Origin of the sequence: Rhodococcus sp. Q1 (genome assembly GCF_004153645.1) — a bacterium.
GTDB lineage: Bacteria > Actinomycetota > Actinomycetes > Mycobacteriales > Mycobacteriaceae > Rhodococcus > Rhodococcus gordoniae.
This window is the reverse complement of record NZ_SDMJ01000010.1, coordinates 40,380-57,171: the sequence shown is the minus strand read 5'-3', so window position 1 is coordinate 57,171 and position 16,792 is coordinate 40,380. Positions and strand designations below refer to the sequence as shown.

At 61.7% G+C, this 16,792-nt stretch carries 9 protein-coding genes and 1 pseudogene; 2 read left to right on the top strand and 8 right to left on the bottom strand.

All coding sequences use genetic code 11. The features are described from left to right. The first annotated feature begins 701 nt into the window (after nucleotides 1-701). On the top strand, nucleotides 702-1,187 hold the full coding sequence (locus tag EQ874_RS20835) for a toll/interleukin-1 receptor domain-containing protein (protein ID WP_242496858.1): 486 nt from the start codon (nucleotides 702-704) through the stop codon (nucleotides 1,185-1,187). A 147-nt stretch (nucleotides 1,188-1,334) separates the two neighbouring features. Here EQ874_RS20835 and EQ874_RS20830 read toward each other — a convergent pair whose 3' ends face one another. Continuing rightward, nucleotides 1,335-4,466 carry a type I restriction endonuclease gene (locus EQ874_RS20830; RefSeq protein ID WP_129978013.1) on the bottom strand — a complete coding sequence of 1,044 codons (3,132 nt, stop codon included), beginning with the start codon at nucleotides 4,464-4,466 and terminating at the stop codon, nucleotides 1,335-1,337. Next, a complete protein-coding gene (locus tag EQ874_RS20825; protein ID WP_129978012.1) occupies nucleotides 4,466-5,224 on the bottom strand; it encodes a restriction endonuclease subunit S in 759 nt (252 codons plus the stop codon). The genes EQ874_RS20830 and EQ874_RS20825 overlap by 1 nt, the downstream gene beginning before the upstream one ends. Nucleotides 5,225-5,331: 107 nt before the next feature. Here EQ874_RS20825 and EQ874_RS20820 point away from each other — a divergent pair, with 107 nt between their 5' ends. After that, nucleotides 5,332-6,465: an IS630 family transposase gene (locus EQ874_RS20820; RefSeq protein WP_129978011.1), complete on the top strand. Its 1,134-nt coding sequence runs from the start codon at nucleotides 5,332-5,334 to the stop codon at nucleotides 6,463-6,465. On the opposite strand, the gene EQ874_RS20815 is transcribed toward EQ874_RS20820, so the two are convergent. The 6 genes and pseudogenes from EQ874_RS20815 to EQ874_RS20790 all read right to left on the bottom strand — a co-directional run bounded on the left by EQ874_RS20815 (nucleotide 6,423) and on the right by EQ874_RS20790 (nucleotide 16,211). Continuing rightward, nucleotides 6,423-6,938: a hypothetical protein gene (locus EQ874_RS20815; protein WP_129978010.1), complete on the bottom strand. Its 516-nt coding sequence runs from the start codon at nucleotides 6,936-6,938 to the stop codon at nucleotides 6,423-6,425. The two genes, EQ874_RS20820 and EQ874_RS20815, sit on opposite strands and share 43 nt — an antisense overlap. Then, nucleotides 6,935-7,840: pseudogene (locus tag EQ874_RS20810) on the bottom strand (N-6 DNA methylase); the annotation flags it as partial. The pseudogene EQ874_RS20810 and the gene EQ874_RS20815, both read right to left, overlap by 4 nt. 313 nt (nucleotides 7,841-8,153) lie before the next feature. Next, on the bottom strand, nucleotides 8,154-10,901 hold the full coding sequence (locus EQ874_RS20805; protein WP_129978009.1) for a DNA methyltransferase: 2,748 nt from the start codon (nucleotides 10,899-10,901) through the stop codon (nucleotides 8,154-8,156). Continuing rightward, complete coding sequence (locus tag EQ874_RS20800; protein ID WP_129978008.1) at nucleotides 10,898-14,215, bottom strand: helicase-related protein; 3,318 nt, start codon at nucleotides 14,213-14,215, stop codon at nucleotides 10,898-10,900. The genes EQ874_RS20805 and EQ874_RS20800 overlap by 4 nt, the downstream gene beginning before the upstream one ends. A gap of 89 nt (nucleotides 14,216-14,304) precedes the next feature. Then, nucleotides 14,305-14,712, bottom strand: a complete 408-nt coding sequence (locus EQ874_RS20795; protein WP_242496856.1) for a hypothetical protein — start codon at nucleotides 14,710-14,712, stop codon at nucleotides 14,305-14,307. Then, nucleotides 14,709-16,211, bottom strand: a complete 1,503-nt coding sequence (locus EQ874_RS20790; protein ID WP_242496855.1) for a hypothetical protein — start codon at nucleotides 16,209-16,211, stop codon at nucleotides 14,709-14,711. The genes EQ874_RS20795 and EQ874_RS20790 overlap by 4 nt, the downstream gene beginning before the upstream one ends. Nucleotides 16,212-16,792 lie beyond the last annotated feature (581 nt).

The following is a 16,792-nucleotide window of genomic DNA, read 5'->3' as shown; positions in this document are numbered from 1 at the left end:
GGTCACGGCGTGCCGAAATACGGAATGTTCCCTCTGAACCACCTTGAGAACATGATTGCTCTCCTGCTGGCCAGCGACACCCGGAGGCTTCCGAGGTCCACGACTACTTCATGGCGGACATCTCAAGCGCCTCGACGAGGCCGGTGTATCGACGATACGTGCCTTGGTCACAAACGCACTGCTACAGCCATTGCTGCACGATCAGGCGCACGATCCTGGCCGGGCAGTGGAGAAGATCCGGGCCCAGTTCCGCGATCGTCGTGAAGGCCGGTACGAGGACCTGCGCCGGTACGAGAACCGCCGATAGCGCGCTCTTATGTCAGCCAAAGGACGGCATATTGCATTGGGTGCACCAACGGCGCCCCATCCCACGTCCGCCGACGCCTGACTCCAAGAGGCCGGCCGACCGTATCCCACGAGACGGACTTGACCCGGACTTCCTTTTGCGTTGACGAAGCAGTGGTGTCACTGGTGCTGGTTACCATCGCGCAATGAGTAGATGCACAGCGCCTGTACGGGGCCATCGAACAGCAAGCGCCACCGCCGCATGTCCTGCATGCGGCGGCTATGGGTCGTACTCACCTCGCTCCTACTCCCCGCCCGTCTACCAGCCGCGGGGCAGCGTGGGCAGCACGACCGGGGCGCGGTCTAGTGGGTTCGGCAGTAGCCCTCGGCCGAGCTGGTCGTCGGCTAGCTCCCCCGTGACCTACACGCTTGCCGAAGTACGGACGCTGACGCCCGTTCGCCACGAGGTTGAAGTGCGAGCGCACTCCTACCCTGACCTTCGCGATGTCTTTCTCTGTCACGCTTGGGATGACCGACGCGGTGCGGCCAAGGAACTGCACGAACTTCTCGAGGCCAATGACGTCTCGGTTTGGTTCAGCGAGAAGGACGTAAGGCTCGGCACGCCGCTACTCCGGACGATTGACAAGGGTTTGGCGAAGTCGCGTGTCGGGATCGTACTGGTCACCCCTGCGTTTCTGACCCGCATAGCGGGGGAAGGGATCGCTGACAAGGAGCTGTCGGAGCTCCTGGCGCGCGAGCAGCTCATCCCCGTTGTGCACGAGACAACATACGAGGCCCTCCGCGAAGAAAGTCCGTTGCTCGCCTCGCGAAGCGGCTTGAATACTGCAGACGATTCGATGGCAGACATTGCCGTCAAGATTGCCGAGTTGGTCGACGTATAGGACCTGTTCGTGCGTGTAGTTAAGCGGCTGCCAACAATGTCCACCGAGGTCAACAGCACCGCGGATCGTGGCAACCGCCGTCTGAACCTGACCGTGGGTCGAGATGACATGTCGAGCATCCGAACGTCTGTTTCGGGGCCCGGGCGCTCAGGCGTCCGTCCGCTGGTCGATCGCGGCTTCGTAGAAGGCGTCCGCGAGCGCGATGATGACGGCGCTGATGGCGGGGCCGTCGCTAAAGAAGTAGTCGGCCATGGTGTTGTGGGCCTCCTGGTTGTCGACGACCGCCTCGACGACCGCTTCCTGGAAGTCCTGCGATTCTATGAACTGCTTCTTCGAGTTCACCGTGGTCTGCTTGACCAGATCCGGATAGGCGAGCAGTCGCTGCACCAGGCCGTGGACGAACTCGCGGACTTGGGAGTCGGTGAACGCTTCGGCGCCGAAGAGGTCGTTCATCTTGTCGATGACGACCTGCAAGGCGACGTACTTCGGGTCCTTCCGGGTTCCGGTGCCGGCGGCGCTGATGCCCTTGAGCTGACCGTCACCGGTGAGTGCGATGTCGACTGCGGCCGCCTTGTTGTGCTTGACCCCGACCAGGACCACGTCGGAGAGGTCGACCTCCGCGGCCCAGGACGATTCTGCGATGACCTTGTCCAGCAGCCGCAGGAAGATCGACAGCATCTCCATGTACGGGTCGCCGTAGTCGACGATCTGGCTCATGAAGTCGTAGAGCCGGACGTAGGTGGCGACGTCCTTGCGGAACAGGTCGAGGGTGTTGAGGGTGACTTTGTCGTCGGCTTCGAGCGCCGCCGCGTAGCGACGGGCGAAGTCGTGCTTGGCCGGGCTGATCGCGGCCGAGAGTGCGTTGTTGCCCTTGCGAGTGACCCACAGCTGCGCGACCTTCTGCACCTGCTCGGGGGTGTAGATCCCGGCCTGGGCGAGCTTGGTGGCGAGGTGGGCGACGACGTACGGGTCGGTCTCGGTCTCGAGGGTGGCACCGGTGAAGTACGGCTCGAACGCGGCCCGGATGTCCTCGGGCTTGTTCACGAAGTCGATGACGAACGTCTTGCGCTTGCGCTCCCCGCTCGCGGTGCGGTGGGTGCGGTTGAGCCGGGAGAGGGTCTGCACGGCAGTGACCCCGGAGAGCTTCTTGTCGACGTACATCGCCGAGAGCAGAGGCTGGTCGAACCCGGTCTGGAACTTGTTGGCGACCAGCATGATCGTGTGCGTCGCGCCCTTGAACGCCGCCGCCAGGTCCGAGCCGGCACCGGGGTTCAGGTTGGCCTCGGTGAACTCGTCGTCCTTGCTCGGCTGCGGCCCCCACTCCGACGCCCACTGCTCGTCCTCGTCCATCGTCACCGCACCGGAGAAGGCTACCAGGGTGCGGTAGTTGTACGAGGCATCCAGAGCGGCGCGCTTAGTGATGTAGGCGTCGATCGCTTTCTTGTACTTCACTGCGGCCTTGCGCGAATCGGTCACGACCATCGCCTTCGCCTTGCCCTCGAGCAGGTGGGCAACGTTGGTGTGGAAGTGCTCGACGATGATCTGCACCTTCTGGCTGATGTTGGTCGGGTGCAGCTTCACCCACCGCATCAGCCCCTTACGTGCCGCGGACTCCTCTACCTCACCGCCGCCGCTCTCGGCCTTACCGGCGATCTTCAGTGCGGTATCGTAGGTCTGGTAGCCCTTGAGCACGTCGAGGATGTAGCCCTCCTCGATCGCCTGGCGCATCGAATACAGGTGGAACGAGGTCGGTTTCCCTTCCGGGCCCTGACGGCCGAACAGCTCAAGGGTTTTGTTCTTCGGTGTCGCGGTGAACGCGAGGTAGGAGATATTCTCCGACTCGGCCCGCTCGGTCATCTCCGAGGCCAGGATCGCCTCGACGTCGACCTCGCCGCCCTCCTCGATCTCCTTGACCTCCTCCGCGGTCAGCACGGCCTTGAGCTTGGAGGAGATCTGGCCGGACTGCGAAGAGTGCGCCTCGTCGGCGATCACCGCGAACCGCCGGCCCTTCATCGACGAGTCGGCCCGGATCGCGTCGAGGGCGTAGGGGAAGGTCTGCACCGTCACTGCGATGATCAGCGCCCCGTTCTTGAGCGTGCTCGCGAGCAGATCGGATTTCGACTTCGCCCCCGCCTTGCGGACGTCCTCCAGACTGATGGTGGCCACGATCTTCCCCGACCCGTCGATCTGCCGGATCGCGTCCTGGAGCTGCCCGTCGAGCACCGTGCGGTCCACGACCACGATCACCGAACCGAAGACCTTCTCGTCGTCGACGTGCAGCCGGGCGAGCCGGTGCGCGGTCCAGGCGATAGTGTTCGTCTTCCCCGATCCTGCCGAGTGCTCGATCAAGTAGCGCTGGCCGACCCCTTCTTCGCGGATGGCGGCGACGATGTTCGTCACGGCCTCCCACTGGTGGAACCGGGGGAAGAGCATGCTCGTCCGGCGTACCGACGTCCCGGTCGCGACGTCCCACTCTTCCTTGGTCTCGACGATCATCAGCCGGCCGACGATGTTCAGCCAGGCGTCCTTGTCCCAGACTCGCTCCCACAGGTACGCGGTCGCCGATCTCCCGCCCTCCGCTGGCAGGTTCCCCGCGCCACCTTTGTAGCCGGTGTTGAACGGTAGGAAGTGCGTCTTTTCGCCCTCGAGGCGGGTGGTCATCGCGGCCAGGTCGTTGGAGACCGCGAAGTGCACCAGTGCCCGGTGCCCGAACGACAACAACGGCTCCGGCCGCCCGTTGGTCAGCGGATTACGGTCCTTGCGGTACTGGTTGATCGCCTCATCCAGGGACTGGGTGAAATCGGTTTTGAGCTCCACCGTCGCGACCGGGAGCCCGTTGACGAAGAAAACCAGGTCGATGCTGCGCTGGTCGGCGGTGGAGAAATGCACCTGTCGCATTACCCGCACCCGCATCGCCGCGTACTGCTCGTTGGTGGTCGCGTTCAGGCTGGTTTCGGGGCGGAACTGCGCCATCTTCAACCGACCACCACCGATGTACTGCACCCCGTTACGCAGAATGCTCAGCGCCCCGCCACCATGCTCAAGAGGCTTGTCGAGCGCAGTGGTCAGCACGTCGAGGAACTTCGCCGACGACCCCGCAGCCTTCAACGCTTTCTCGTACGCCGCTCGTTGAGTCTCCTGCAGCCAGGCGAACAGATCCTCCGGGAAGAGCGCCCGCTCCCGGTCGTAACCGGCATCGTTCACCGAGTACAGCCACCCCTGGGATTCCAGGTGCGCGCAGATCTCGGACTCGAAGACGACTTCGTTGTAATCGGCCATCACGCCATCTCCCGCACGTCGATCTGCCCCGTCACCGCCGCCGTGATCAACGCCGAACGACGCTCCTTAGAAAGCTCGATGAACTGCTCGGTCTCCCTGATGAGTTCGTCGATTTTCTCAGTCTGATCGTTGAGATACGCAGTAATGCGTCGCTGCTCTGTGAGATCCGGAAGCCAGATCGGCGTTGTGCGCAGGACCGGGAGCCTGACGTTTGCCACCGTTGAGCCGTTTGCCGAGAGCAGGAAGTGGTTCTGCACGCGATCGGAATAGAGCTGCCATAGCAGAAATTCCCCCGCGCATACCGTGTGGTCGATCCGCAGCAGAACCATCCGCTGGCCCAGGCAGATCTGATTGCTGGGAACCATGCATGCCTCACCAGCAGGCGCCTCACGCGTGAAGAGAACGTCTCCGACGGATGGCGCTCCTGCCGCGTTCCGGAACTTCCATGTGTCTGCATCGACGGGCAATCCGTTTCCCCTACGAAACTTTCCGTTGCGGACGGAAGCCGTTCGAACTGCCTCGTACTGGCCGTCGTCTGAGACCTCAGGCGTGGTGTGCACGCAGTCGACAACGTCAATGCAAGCGTTCTGTAGCCGGGCACTGGGCGCATGGCCGTTGAAGATTCCGTCAATAAGCGAGTGGCGTCGCTCATGTAACATTTTGATCAGACGCTGCTGCTCCTCGATTAGCGTGTCGATGCGGACGGTCTCGCGGTCGAGGTAGTCGGAGATGGAACGCTGCTCCTCCAGCGGCGGCACTGGAAGCGGCAGGTTATCTAGTGCCGCACCCGTGAACCTTTGCCCGTTCTGGCCGACACGCCGACCGGTTGCGGCGTGTCGGCCACGGGATCGGTCAGCCTGGTCGAGTGGCAGAACGAGTACGCGTGCGAGAGATCGATGACGACGAAGGCAGACGGCTGGTACGGATCATCCGCCGCGGCACCGGATCGGTGGTGACCTGGCGGCGCGCCCAGATGGTCCTGCTCTCGGCCCAGGGCATGCCGGTACCGAAGATCACCGAGGTCAGCTTCACCAGCGCCGACCGGGTCCGTGATGTCATCCACAACTTCAACGCCGACGGATTCGACTCGCTGTACCCGAAGTACGCCGGCGGCCGGCCGAAAAAGTTCACCCTGCCGGAGCGCCGGGAGATCAAGAAGATCGCCAAGTCCGCCCCCGCCGAGCACGATCTGCCGTTCTCGACCTGGAGTCTGACCAAACTCGCCGAGTTCCTGGTCGCCGAGGGGGTGGTCGACGACATCAGCCACGAGGGTCTGCGCGTGCTGCTCCGCGAGGAGGGTGTCTCCTTTCAAAAAGTGAAGACCTGGAAGAGATCTCGGGACCCCGATTACGCGGTGAAGAAGGCTCGGGTCGAACACCTGTATGCCATCGCCGATGGCGATGTCGTGTCCGATCCCGATGAGCCACAGGCGATCTTCTGTCTCGACGAGTTCGGTCCCTTGAATCTGCAGCCGCATCCGGGCCGGCAGTGGGCGCAGCGTGGCGGCAGGCACAAGGACCCGGACCGGGAGCCGCGGCGCCGGCGGCGGGCGACCTACACCCGTCCGAACGGGGTGCGGCATCTGTTCGCCGCGTACGACCTGGGCAAGGACAAGCTGTACGGGCACGTCAAGACGACGAAGAACCGCTCCACGTTCCTCGAGTTCTGCCGTTACCTGCGCACTCTTTACCCGGCGGAGGTTCGTATCGCGATCGTGTGCGACAACTTCTCGCCGCACCTGACCACGAGGAAGTGCCAACGGGTCGGTCTGTGGGCAGAGGCGAACAACGTCGAGATCGCGTACACCCCGACGAACAGTTCGTGGCTCAACCGGATCGAGGCGCAGTTCACCGCGCTGCGGTACTTCGCGCTCGATGGCACCGACCACGGCAGTCATCGGGAGCAAGCGTCGATGATCCGTCGCTACATCATCTGGCGCAACAAGCACGCCGAGGATCAACAGCTACGGGAGATCGTCGACAGGGCAAACGTTGCGTGATGCGGCACTAGGTCTGGCTGCTGTACTCGGCGGTCGAAGGTGGTCTGTGCCCGCGTGTACAGCAGGTACTGGTCAAGATAAGGCTGCGATCGCAATAGGTAGTGGATGAACCGCGGTAGCAGAGCGCCGCGGGACCGGAAAACCCTGTAGTCGGGGCTCACTGCTCCGGCGCGCGGAGACACGCCAATCCCACCGCCGATCAGCCACATTGGGTTAACGATGAGATCGTCGATCTCGGTGACGAGGTACTTCGGCAGGCTGCGCTCGTCCGGCTCCTGCCGCCCTCCCATCTCGGCGCGCGCAACTACCTCACCTGTCGAGCGCAACGACAACATCTCGTAGGAGAGGTCGCTGTTTCGCTGATCGAGTCTGTCGAACAGGCCCTTGAAGCGAACGACGTCCCATGACTTGGGCCTGGTCTCCAGTAACGACGAGACAGCCTGGTGCGCACCGATCAGCGTCAGGGAACTCATCCCTCGACCTCCCGGAGGAGGTCAAGAATCTTGGCGACCTGCTTCTCCAGGTCTGCGTCGATCTCGGCTAGGGGGCGGGGCGGGACGTACTTGTAGAAGTGGCGAGTGAAGGGGATCTCATAGCCGATCTTGACCTTGGTCCAGTCGACCCATGCGTCGGGGACGTGCGGCTTCACCTCGGCGTCGAAGTACTCCTGGATCACCTGGGTCTTGCCGGCGGCGCCAGCGGTCGAGCCGCCGTAGGTGAAGGGGACGTTCTCGGTGTCCCGCTTCTTCGCGTCCGGCTTGGGGTTACCCTTGCGGTCCACGACCGGCTGGCCGGACTTGTCGAAGAGAGGACGCTCGACCGTGATCGTCCAGTAGCCGAACTCATCGTTGCGCAGCACCTTGGAATAGTCCGGGTCGGCGTCGGTGAAGTCGGCGTACAACTTCACGATCTCGGCGCGATCGGCGTCGGAGATCTCGCGGCCCTTGGAGCCGAGGTTCTTGCGCATCTTGGTCCAGAACGAGGTGCCGTCGATGAGCTGGACCAGGCCCTTTCGGTCGGCGTGCTTGGTGTTGTCGAGGATCCATATGTATGTGGCGATGCCGGTGTTGAAGAACATGTTGGTCGGCAACGCGACGATGGCCTCGACCAGATCGTTCTCCAGCAGCCACTTGCGGATGTTGGAGGGGCCGGACTCGGCGGCGCCATTGAAGAGTGGCGATCCGTTCATGACGATGCCGACGCGGCCGCCGCCGTCCTCGGGGGCGCGCATCTTGTGGGCCAGGTGGAGCAGGAACAGCATCTGCCCATCCGACGTGGCGGGGAGGCCAGGTGCGAACCGGCCGTAAGGGCCGGCCTCGTCGCGCTCCTTCGTCACCGCCTTGGCGTACTGCTTCCAGTCGACACCGTACGGCGGTTCCGTAGACGGCTTAATCGTGTTGCCCATACGTCATGCTTTGGAGTGAACAATCTACTGGACGGCTCTTCCACCACGATGGTGGCACTCGCTGGGCAGGCGAAGTATCCCCCGTTGACGGACAGGCCCACGAGGCGCTCGTCGTCATCCTCCGTGACCTGCTCCGCGAGGTGGCCTCCGCCTGTAGTCGCTGGTCGTTAATCTAGAACCCCGGGACTGGCCCGTCGCCACGCATTCAGGACAACAGGCCAGTCTTGGGATGCGCCGTGTACGCCTCGGTAAGCTTCAGCGCCGACCACCATTTCGCGAGCTTTCACTCTGTCACATTGGCCAATTCTTGATATCTCAGAAAAAGAACGGACTTTCGTTCTTCCTCGGTGCCAGAATCGCAGCCGTAGAGGGAATCAACGATGCGATCTAATTCCTCATGAGCAATGATCAGGTCCTGTGGCATTTCTCCTGAATCATATAGTCGACCCAAGGATCTATTTCCTCCCTGCTGTTCACGGATGGCAAGGATTTCATCCGCAGCACTCGCCAGCACACGCTTCGACTCGTTAGTCAAAATTGGCCAAGGGTATGAATTGTAAGAAAGATCTGCAGTGATCGTCGGATCCGATTTTAACCTCCCCCCGATCATGCGCACCCATGTTTGATACATTTGACTTTGCAGTAAGGCCAGCATCCATTTCTCCGCGGGGTACACTATTGTCGCCTTGTTTGACGCGACCGTGTCTATGTCAAATATTGCTGCAGGGATCCACTTTCGCGCGTCGGTTGAGTTTTGAGGTAGGGCAAGGTATGGGACACTTGGATGCTTGCGATGGGTAAACAAGTGTGCAGGAGTTTCTCTAAATGACTTTGTCGGAGAAGTCGAGCGTTCCGTAGCTACGGCTTGGATGCGTTTGGACAACTCTGGCGACCGATCGATGTCAGACGTCGAAGCATCGACCATCCATAGGCACCAGCGCATCTTTCCCTGCATCATCTCCTTCGCCCCCATGTATCTGCGAAGATACTTAGAAGCGATCGGATCGTTCCTGACCTCCGCTATCTCTGACTCATCAACAATCAAATTCCCACCATCTGTTGGCTGGGAGCCGACAGTCATCCTGGGAAGCCCGGGAATAAATGGGGTGCGCCGCGGCTTGATTTCCACGTGCGGAGCAGCGGCAAGCCACCAGTTTATCTCGGAAGCCAAAATCGGCTTGTAATTGTTCTCAGCCGAGAATAGAAGCCGTTTTCTGCTCGACTTTCTTGCTGCTCGAGAGAATCCGATGATGACTACGTGAACTGCAGCTTGTCCGGCTGCTTCGGAGGTCCACTTGAATGCCTCATATGCGAAGTCGATTGCGACTCCTTGCCGGGTCATCAACGGCCCAAGCGTTCGAGCCTGCTCGCCCTGCGTAATGCTATTCGTGGCGACAAAGGCGCATCGGGCTTCTCTCGTTTTCAAGAATTCCGACGCCTTTGCAAACCATGCGCAAACAAAGTCGATCCTTCCCGTGCGCAGTCCTTCGGCTGACGAAATTGAGTTATAAACTAGCGTACGATCCTTGGACTGATCAGGATTAAGCTTCAATCCGCCCTTAAATGGCGGATTTCCCGCAATTACTATCTCGCCGATTGGGCCGATGAACTCGGCCCAATCTGTGGTTAGTGAGCTAGAAACTCGGACACTCGCTTGAGTTTGGATCGGCAATCGTTGCGGCGCTTCGCCGAAACGCTCTTTAAGTTTGAGGTCGCATTGCCGGTCGACGAGAAACATTGCGGTTTCGGCGATCCGGGCCGGCCATTCGTCGATCTCGATTCCGTAGAAGTGATCAAGGGTGACTTTCAATGCCAGGGTGGGATCGAAGGCGAGCTGGGCGTCACCGGTGACCTCCTGGAGTCGCTCCATGATGCGCAGTTCGAGATCGCGGAGCTCACGATAGGCGACGATGATGAAGTTGCCGCAACCACAGGCGGGGTCCATGAAGCGGATTTCACCCAATCGATTCCACAACCGTGTCAGAACGCCCTTCTCGTCCTTCATCGTGCGGGCTCTATCGAACTCCGCACGCAACTCGTCGAGGAACAACGGGTTGAGTGTCTTGAGGATGTTCTCCTCGGACGTGTAGTGCTCACCGAGCTCACGGCGTGTCTCCGCGTCCCGCACCGACTGGAACATTGAGCCGAAGATGGCGGGACTAATGGTCGACCAGTCGACGGCGCAGGCATCGAGGACCGCGTCGCGGAACTCTCCGTCGAGCGCCGGAAGGGTGATCCGCTCGCGGAAGATCCCGCCGTTGACGTAAGGCAGGCCGGCAACTCGGGGCTGTTTAGCACCTGAGGGTGCGTCGAGCTGCGCAAATAGCTCGTTGAGCTGGTCGGCGAAGGTGGATCCATCGGCCGGGGTGTCGTGGTGGATGAAGTTGCGGAAGGCATCTGTTTCCCACATTTCGGTGTCGTCACCGAACATCAGGAAGAGGACCCGGGCGAGGGTCACCGAGATCTCATGGTCGCGTGTCTTGTCGTCGAAGTTCTTCGGGTATGACTTCTCGATCGCGGCATACATGCGTGCCATGAGCTTCGAGGCCCGCTTGGTCTCGTTCTGCGCCTCGACGTCGAAGGCGTCGCGAACCCTGGCCAGCACGGCGTTCGCGTCGAGGACTACGTCGATCGGTAGACGAATGGCGTCGAGTCGGGTCGCGAACTTCGGGTTCGCAGTGCCGGTGCGATGCCGGTGACTCGTCAGACGGGTCGAAGTCGAGTTGTCCTTGTTGCGGCGGGCCGGCCAACGCCAGACCTGTTCGTCATCGTTGTGGAAGATGACCAGCCGATCGGTTGAGGTCTTCGCGATCAAACGATCGAGCTCGGCTTCAACCTTCGAACCCGGCTTTTGGTCACAGACCCACACCCGTAGGCCCTTGTAGGAGGAGACGTTGGTGGCAGTGAAGGACTGTCCCTCGGCGTCGGTGTAGGAGATCGGCGGGTGGTCGGGCGCACTCCAGTTCAGATCGTGGAGGAAAAGCTCCTGATAGAGATGCTGCTCAACGAGAGAGACGAGGTTGTCGGTCATGCTTCACGAACTCCAATCGAGCAAACAACCTTGATGTTGTCGGTTTCCGAGGATTTGATGACGAGTCGATCTTCCACGTGCAGTTGGTTCAGTAGATCGGCGAGGTCATCGAGGCTGTACCGATTGCGCCTGGCCTGACTCAACCGCATGGTTGCGTGCTCGGTCAGAGGCCGGTCGTGGAGTGCATTGAGCGCTGCAGAGGCCATGCCCGCGAATAGCGTGTTTCCGCCGAGGCGCTCCCACGCCCATTTGCGGACGCCCTTCAGGTTGCCGGTGGTGAGAGTCTCAACGGTCAGTGGTCCGTGGATCAGTGCGTGCTCGCGTTTGAAGTGATCGTCTCTCAGTTCGGCGGTGGGGGTGTCGAGCTGGGCTTCGAACACTCGCATCGCTTCGAGCGGCGTGAGGAGCTGCTCGACCGATTGACCATCAGGTGTTGTGGTCGAGATGGCAAAGGCATCCACGCCGGAGTCGGTGCTGACGAAACAGGCGACACCGCCGCGGGTCTCGCTTATGTACTGCTCTCGGGTGCTGTGGATCATATCCTGCATACCGAGGACGCGTTGAGCGAGTTTGGGGTGTTTGTTCTGTGCGTTGGACCATACGAGCCATGCCTCGCTGACCGCATCGGCCTCACCGTCAGCGTCCTCAGCGTCGTCGTTGACCTTGCCCTTGTACAAGTCGTCGAGGATCTTGATTTCCTGGTCGCCGCCGAAGAACTGTTCATCGGACCCGAATGCCTCGGCTGAGGCTCCGAGCCGGTTTCGGATCCGCTGCCGCAGATTGATCTGTTGCTCGATCTTGTCGTGGCTGATGAGGTAGACGTAGACGGTGTCAGACTTCTGGCCTACTCGGTCCACACGGCCGGCGCGTTGGATGATCCGGATGATCGCCCACGGCAGGTCGTAGTTGACGACGATGTGGGCGTCCTGCAGGTTCTGGCCTTCCGAAAGCACGTCGGTGGCGACGAGAACGTCGATGGGATCGCCTACGGAAGAGGCCTCCGGTACTTCCTGGCCCGGCACAGTGTTGGACTGGGGTGAGAATCGGCGGGCCAGATCGGCCGGGTTCTCCGTGTTGCCGGAGACTAGTCCGACATTGGCCACGCCGGCGTCCTGGAGTGCCTGGGCGACGTAGTCGGCCGTGTCGACATATTCGGTGAACACGAGGACCTTCTCGCCCGGGTGTTCGTTGCGCAGCAGGTCGACGAGTGCGTTGATCTTCGAGTCGCGGGTCGGGTCCCAGTTGCCGAACCGGTCGAGGAGCGCGGTCAGCCGCTGGTTGTCCTTCTCCAGATCCTTACGGAGAGTGGCCTTGAAGACGGTCGAGTTGATCCATTTGGTCTTGGCCGGCAGCGTCTTTCGTAGCTGGTCGTAGCGGCTCTCAAGTGAACCATGCGTGGTGGCGCCGTCTTCGACGTCTTCGTCGCTGATGTTGATTTGTTTGTCGGTGAAGCTGCCGAGTGGGATCGGCAACTTGTGATCGATCGCGTGGATGAACAGCTCATTGCGTGCACGCTGACGTTGCAGCGACAAGATGAACGAGTGTCCTGACGAGGACAGTCGCTTGTACAGACCGGTGCGGACGAATCCGCTGACGTTGCCTCGGCCGGAGCGGATGTCGTCGAGGATCTTGGTGTCGGTCTCGGTATGAGCGACGCGGGGGTTGTCGTAGTCCGCGAGGCGATATCGAGGCAGTGTCAAGGCCTGCACCGTGTCGAGGGTGGTGTCGTCCTCCATGAACCGCGCTGGGTCGTCATCGGCGAAGTCGTGACTGAGCGGACGCGCAACCCGGGTCGGGAAGAAGAACTTCTCTCCATTGGCAAACTGCAGGTACTGCCGTTCTTCCTGCGTACCGTCCTCGGCTGTGACGGTCTCGGTCTGGGCTGTGCGCTTGACGAAGCTGCGGGTGCGGCGGACCAAGTGATCACTCATCAGCCGGCGCCAGTCCTCAGCGTGTTCCGAACGCCGGAATGCGGCGAGAGTGTTGATCTTGCCGTCGACCTTGTCACGCAGGCCAGGGTCCGCGGCGAGTGCCTGCGTTGGCACGATCCCGAGATCCTCGTCGTCGTCGATGTAGAGCCCGATCTGGCTGGCCACATCGAGGAAGGCAAGGTTGTATGGGGTGGCCGTCAGCAGCAGCACCTTGGAGCTGTTGCGCCGGATGTACTCCCGGATCGCCTGGTACACGACGGTTCCACTATTACGCAGGTTGTGGGACTCGTCGCAGATCACCAAGTTGAATCGCTTGAGATCAGGAAGCGCCTTGTCCGCCATCGAATAGGGCACGACACGGCCACCTTCGATGCCGTATTCCTCGAGGTGTTTGATCCACATCCCTTCGAGGTTCTTCGGGCACAGGACCAGGGTCGAGTAGTCCTCGGCGGACTGCAGCATCAACGCGGTCGCGATCGCGGTCAGCGTCTTGCCGAGACCGACAACGTCACCGAGCATGGTTCCGCCCCGGTGGACTATTCGGCGGGCAAGCGTGCGGACAGCGCTTTCCTGGTAGTCGAGCAGCAGATCCTTCATAGATTTCGGCAGTACATAGCCGAGTCCGTCACGGGCATCCTGCGACAGCGCATGGCATACCTTGAGGTAGACCTCGAACGGGGTCGGCTGCTGGGCGGCGGCCCAGGATTCGGCGATCAGGTCGATGATCTCCGCATTGATAGGCAGTGAGTAGCGATCGTTCCAGCGTGCTTCGAACCAGTTCGCGATCTTCTCGTTGGCGTCCGAGTCCTGGACGTCGATGTTCAGTTCGAGGTTGGTGGTCAGGCCTGCACGGGTGAGGTTCGACGATCCGACGTACGCCCACCGTGGGGCATGCTTCTTGTCGGGGGCGTGGAACAGATAGGTCTTGCCATGCAACGGCTTTTCGGTGAAAACCCTCATCTGTACCGAGCCGTTCTCAAGTTGGCGCTTGAGGGTCTGGAGGGTGGCTTGACCATCTGCGGTGGCTAGGCCCCGCATCAGCTGGTTGCGCAGGTGTTTGACGAGTTGATCCTGCCTCGCCTGCGCCTTCTCACGGTCGTGAATGTCCGAACCGTAGGCGGGTGGTTGAACGTCACGTTGCAGGGCGTCGAGGATCTCCTGTGAGTCCGAGGGGGCGACCATCCCCACCAGTACCCGGGCGGTAGGACGCCCCGAGTTTTCCTCAGGTGCGGGTTTGGTGTCGACGATGTCGGCCAGACCGGACCAGCCGCGCAGGTCGAGGTATCCCGTCGCGACGTCGACGGTGTCGAATTCCTTGAGCGACTCTCGCAGTGCGGTACGCAACCGGGTGCCGTCGGTGAGGTTGTCGAAGATGTTGGGCACAGGTGATGTCCTGACGCTGGTAGATGGCCGGGGAGGTCAACTGCCACACAGGGTGACCGCGCGTGGTCGCCCTGTGGGTTGTGTCCGAATCACGGGCCGCCTCGCAGCGGCGTCACCGTGCCGGGCTGTCCGTAGTCGGTACGAAGCTGATGGTTTTCAAGTCCAAGGACGTTGATGACTCGTTCGAGTTGGTGGACGGTTTCCTGCAGGGCTGTGACGTCCGCGGTCAGTTCGTCGATGCGTCGCTGCGCGTCGTCGCGCTCATCGCGAAGTGCCACCAAAGTGGGTGGGGTATCCGTGTTCGCTACCCGAGCTCGGAACTCCGCTTGCAGGTCGGTGTGGCGGTGCGTGAGCAACCACCGTTTGACCTGCGCTTCCTCAGCGAGCGACTTGATAGTGAGCTTGCCGTCGGAGTACAGGGGTTCCCCTGCGATGAGACGGTCCATCGCGTCGCGGATCGCCCGCCGCACATCATCGTCCGTGGTTGCCGTCATCATCGACGTCCTTCCGAGTTGTGGTGGTGATCGATGATCCGGTGAAGGCTGCCGACGCGTTGTTCGAGGCGCGCTTTCAGTGGTAGCGGGATGGCCGGGCTCGCGATCTCTTCGCGGGCGTGTTGGATTGCCGCTTCGGCGTCCGCGATATTGCGACCGGTGCGAGCGATGTTGCCGCAGTGGGGTTGGCAGTTGGTGATGTCTGGCGACGCCTCGACGCCCGCCGCCTTGTCCCGGTCTGGATGACACAGGGCCTTGGATTGGTCGTAGCAGCAGGTCACGAACTGCACACTGTTGTCGTAGATCCGCAGTCGTGGGTTCGAGGTCAGTGCTGCAGCTTGGCGGCTGGTCAGGTATCGGCCACCGAACTGCCGGTGGTAGAGGCGGACGCCGTCCCGATACCGCTGGGCGGCCGGTCCGGTGACGGACTCACCGTCGTCGAGGTGGGTGTAGGCAGCTTCGAGGTACTCGGCGGCGGCCAGAGCCTCCTCCATGGAAAATACGTCCCGCAGGCCGCTGGCGACTCGGGAGCCGTAGCCGTCGGTGCTGTGTCCCCGAAGGTGCCCGTACTGGATTCCCAGAGCGACGCGTCCCCCTGGTTTGCGGTAGATGAACCAGGCGAGGGTGCGACGGAAACGCTTGACGACAATCGGACCGTCGGGGTCGGCCGGAATGGATTCGTGCGTGCGACCGAACTCTTCGGCTTTGGCGTTGCACCAGGTGATCAGGTCCGCTGTGCGGTCACGGATCATCCGCGGATGCACAGCCTTGTCGCCGTCAGCGCTCTGGAAGGGCGTGTACGCCCGGACCGGGAACAACAGGTCGCTGTCGGGACATAGCGCTTCCATCACCTCGACGGCCTTGGCGACCGGTGCGATTGCCCGCCACGGCTGGTCGCGTTCACTTCCGGCCGGAAGGGTGTTGCCGGACTCGTCGAGCGCGCCCTTAAAGACGTGGCCATAGATCAGGTGCCGGTTTTGTCCGGTCTTCTCGTCGGTGATCGTGCGGCAGCAGCCTTGTCGTAGGGCTCGGCATTCCTCGCCGCGCATACCGGTCAGGTACGCGACCACGATGAATGCTGCGGTCGCCAATAACCGGGACAGGTTGTCGACGTCGTAGAAGTTGATGCCGCCGGTCCACGGCCGGGTATCGATGGTGCCGGTGATCGGTACCGGCAGCACTGCCTCGTCAATCGGATCGAGGTCGCCGAAGACCCGATCCATCGAACCGAGGTGAACGACGTCGTCCGTGCCCAGGCCTAACTGCCACCCGATGAACTGCTTGGCGATGCAGCGTTGATCGGGACGATTGGCCGGGTAGAACCCCGGAATTGTCTTGGATGACGTCCCCTGTTGCTGTGCATAGTTGCCGAAACGCTCGCTCGGAATCAGGCCGTCGAGGTGCGAAAGACGTGGTGGGTTCGATTTCGTGCGTACCGCTGCGATGATGTCCGCGCTGAAGTCGGTGCAGAACCGAATCGCCCAGACGAGCAGCGCCGACATGGTCTGCGGGTGAATCGGTGGGGTGCGGTTCTCCGCGGACCACTGGGCGTCACCGAGCACATCGACTCGGGCAAGGGTGTCTTCCCAGTAGGGACGGATCAACGTGTCGGTGTCGGGCAGATACGGCCCGTACAGCCAGCACCGGGTGATCGCGAAGAGTCGATTGGCCTGGCTCTCGCGACCGAGCCCGCTGGCGGCGACCTCGGAGCAGTAGCACCGATACACGTCGTCGGTAACACCGTCGAACCGGTGGATACCGTGTGCATCAAGCCATGCCATCCACAACCGCATGAATCCGGCGTAGGCAACGATGGAGCCGACCGACAGCTGGGAACGCGTAGCGGTCGGTCGCTCCAGATCCTCCACGGGTGTGGGCACGTTCACGCAGAGCCAGACGAGCCGCTTGGCTACCGAACGGAACGCTGGCGGGAAAGTGTCGAAGTTGATAGACCGAGCACCTGCGACGGTGGGTTTGTGCAGCAGTGGAGTCAGATCCCAGCGATCGTCTCCGACCCGCGAGACCGGCTCGGTGTGAGCGGGTGCGATGCGGGCCTTGTCGACGATGATCGGGGCGGAGTCCG

Bases quoted from the DNA above. Each gene is read 5' to 3' on its own strand.
- EQ874_RS20790 (WP_242496855.1), bottom strand. From the start codon at position 16,211: ATGTCGGCGCTGCTCGTCTGGGCGATTCGGTTCTGCACCGACTTCAGC.
- EQ874_RS20815 (WP_129978010.1), bottom strand. From the start codon at position 6,938: ATGAGTTCCCTGACGCTGATCGGTGCGCACCAGGCTGTCTCGTCGTTA.
- EQ874_RS20830 (WP_129978013.1), bottom strand. From the start codon at position 4,466: ATGGCCGATTACAACGAAGTCGTCTTCGAGTCCGAGATCTGCGCGCAC.
- EQ874_RS20805 (WP_129978009.1), bottom strand. From the start codon at position 10,901: ATGACCGACAACCTCGTCTCTCTCGTTGAGCAGCATCTCTATCAGGAG.
- EQ874_RS20795 (WP_242496856.1), bottom strand. From the start codon at position 14,712: ATGATGACGGCAACCACGGACGATGATGTGCGGCGGGCGATCCGCGAC.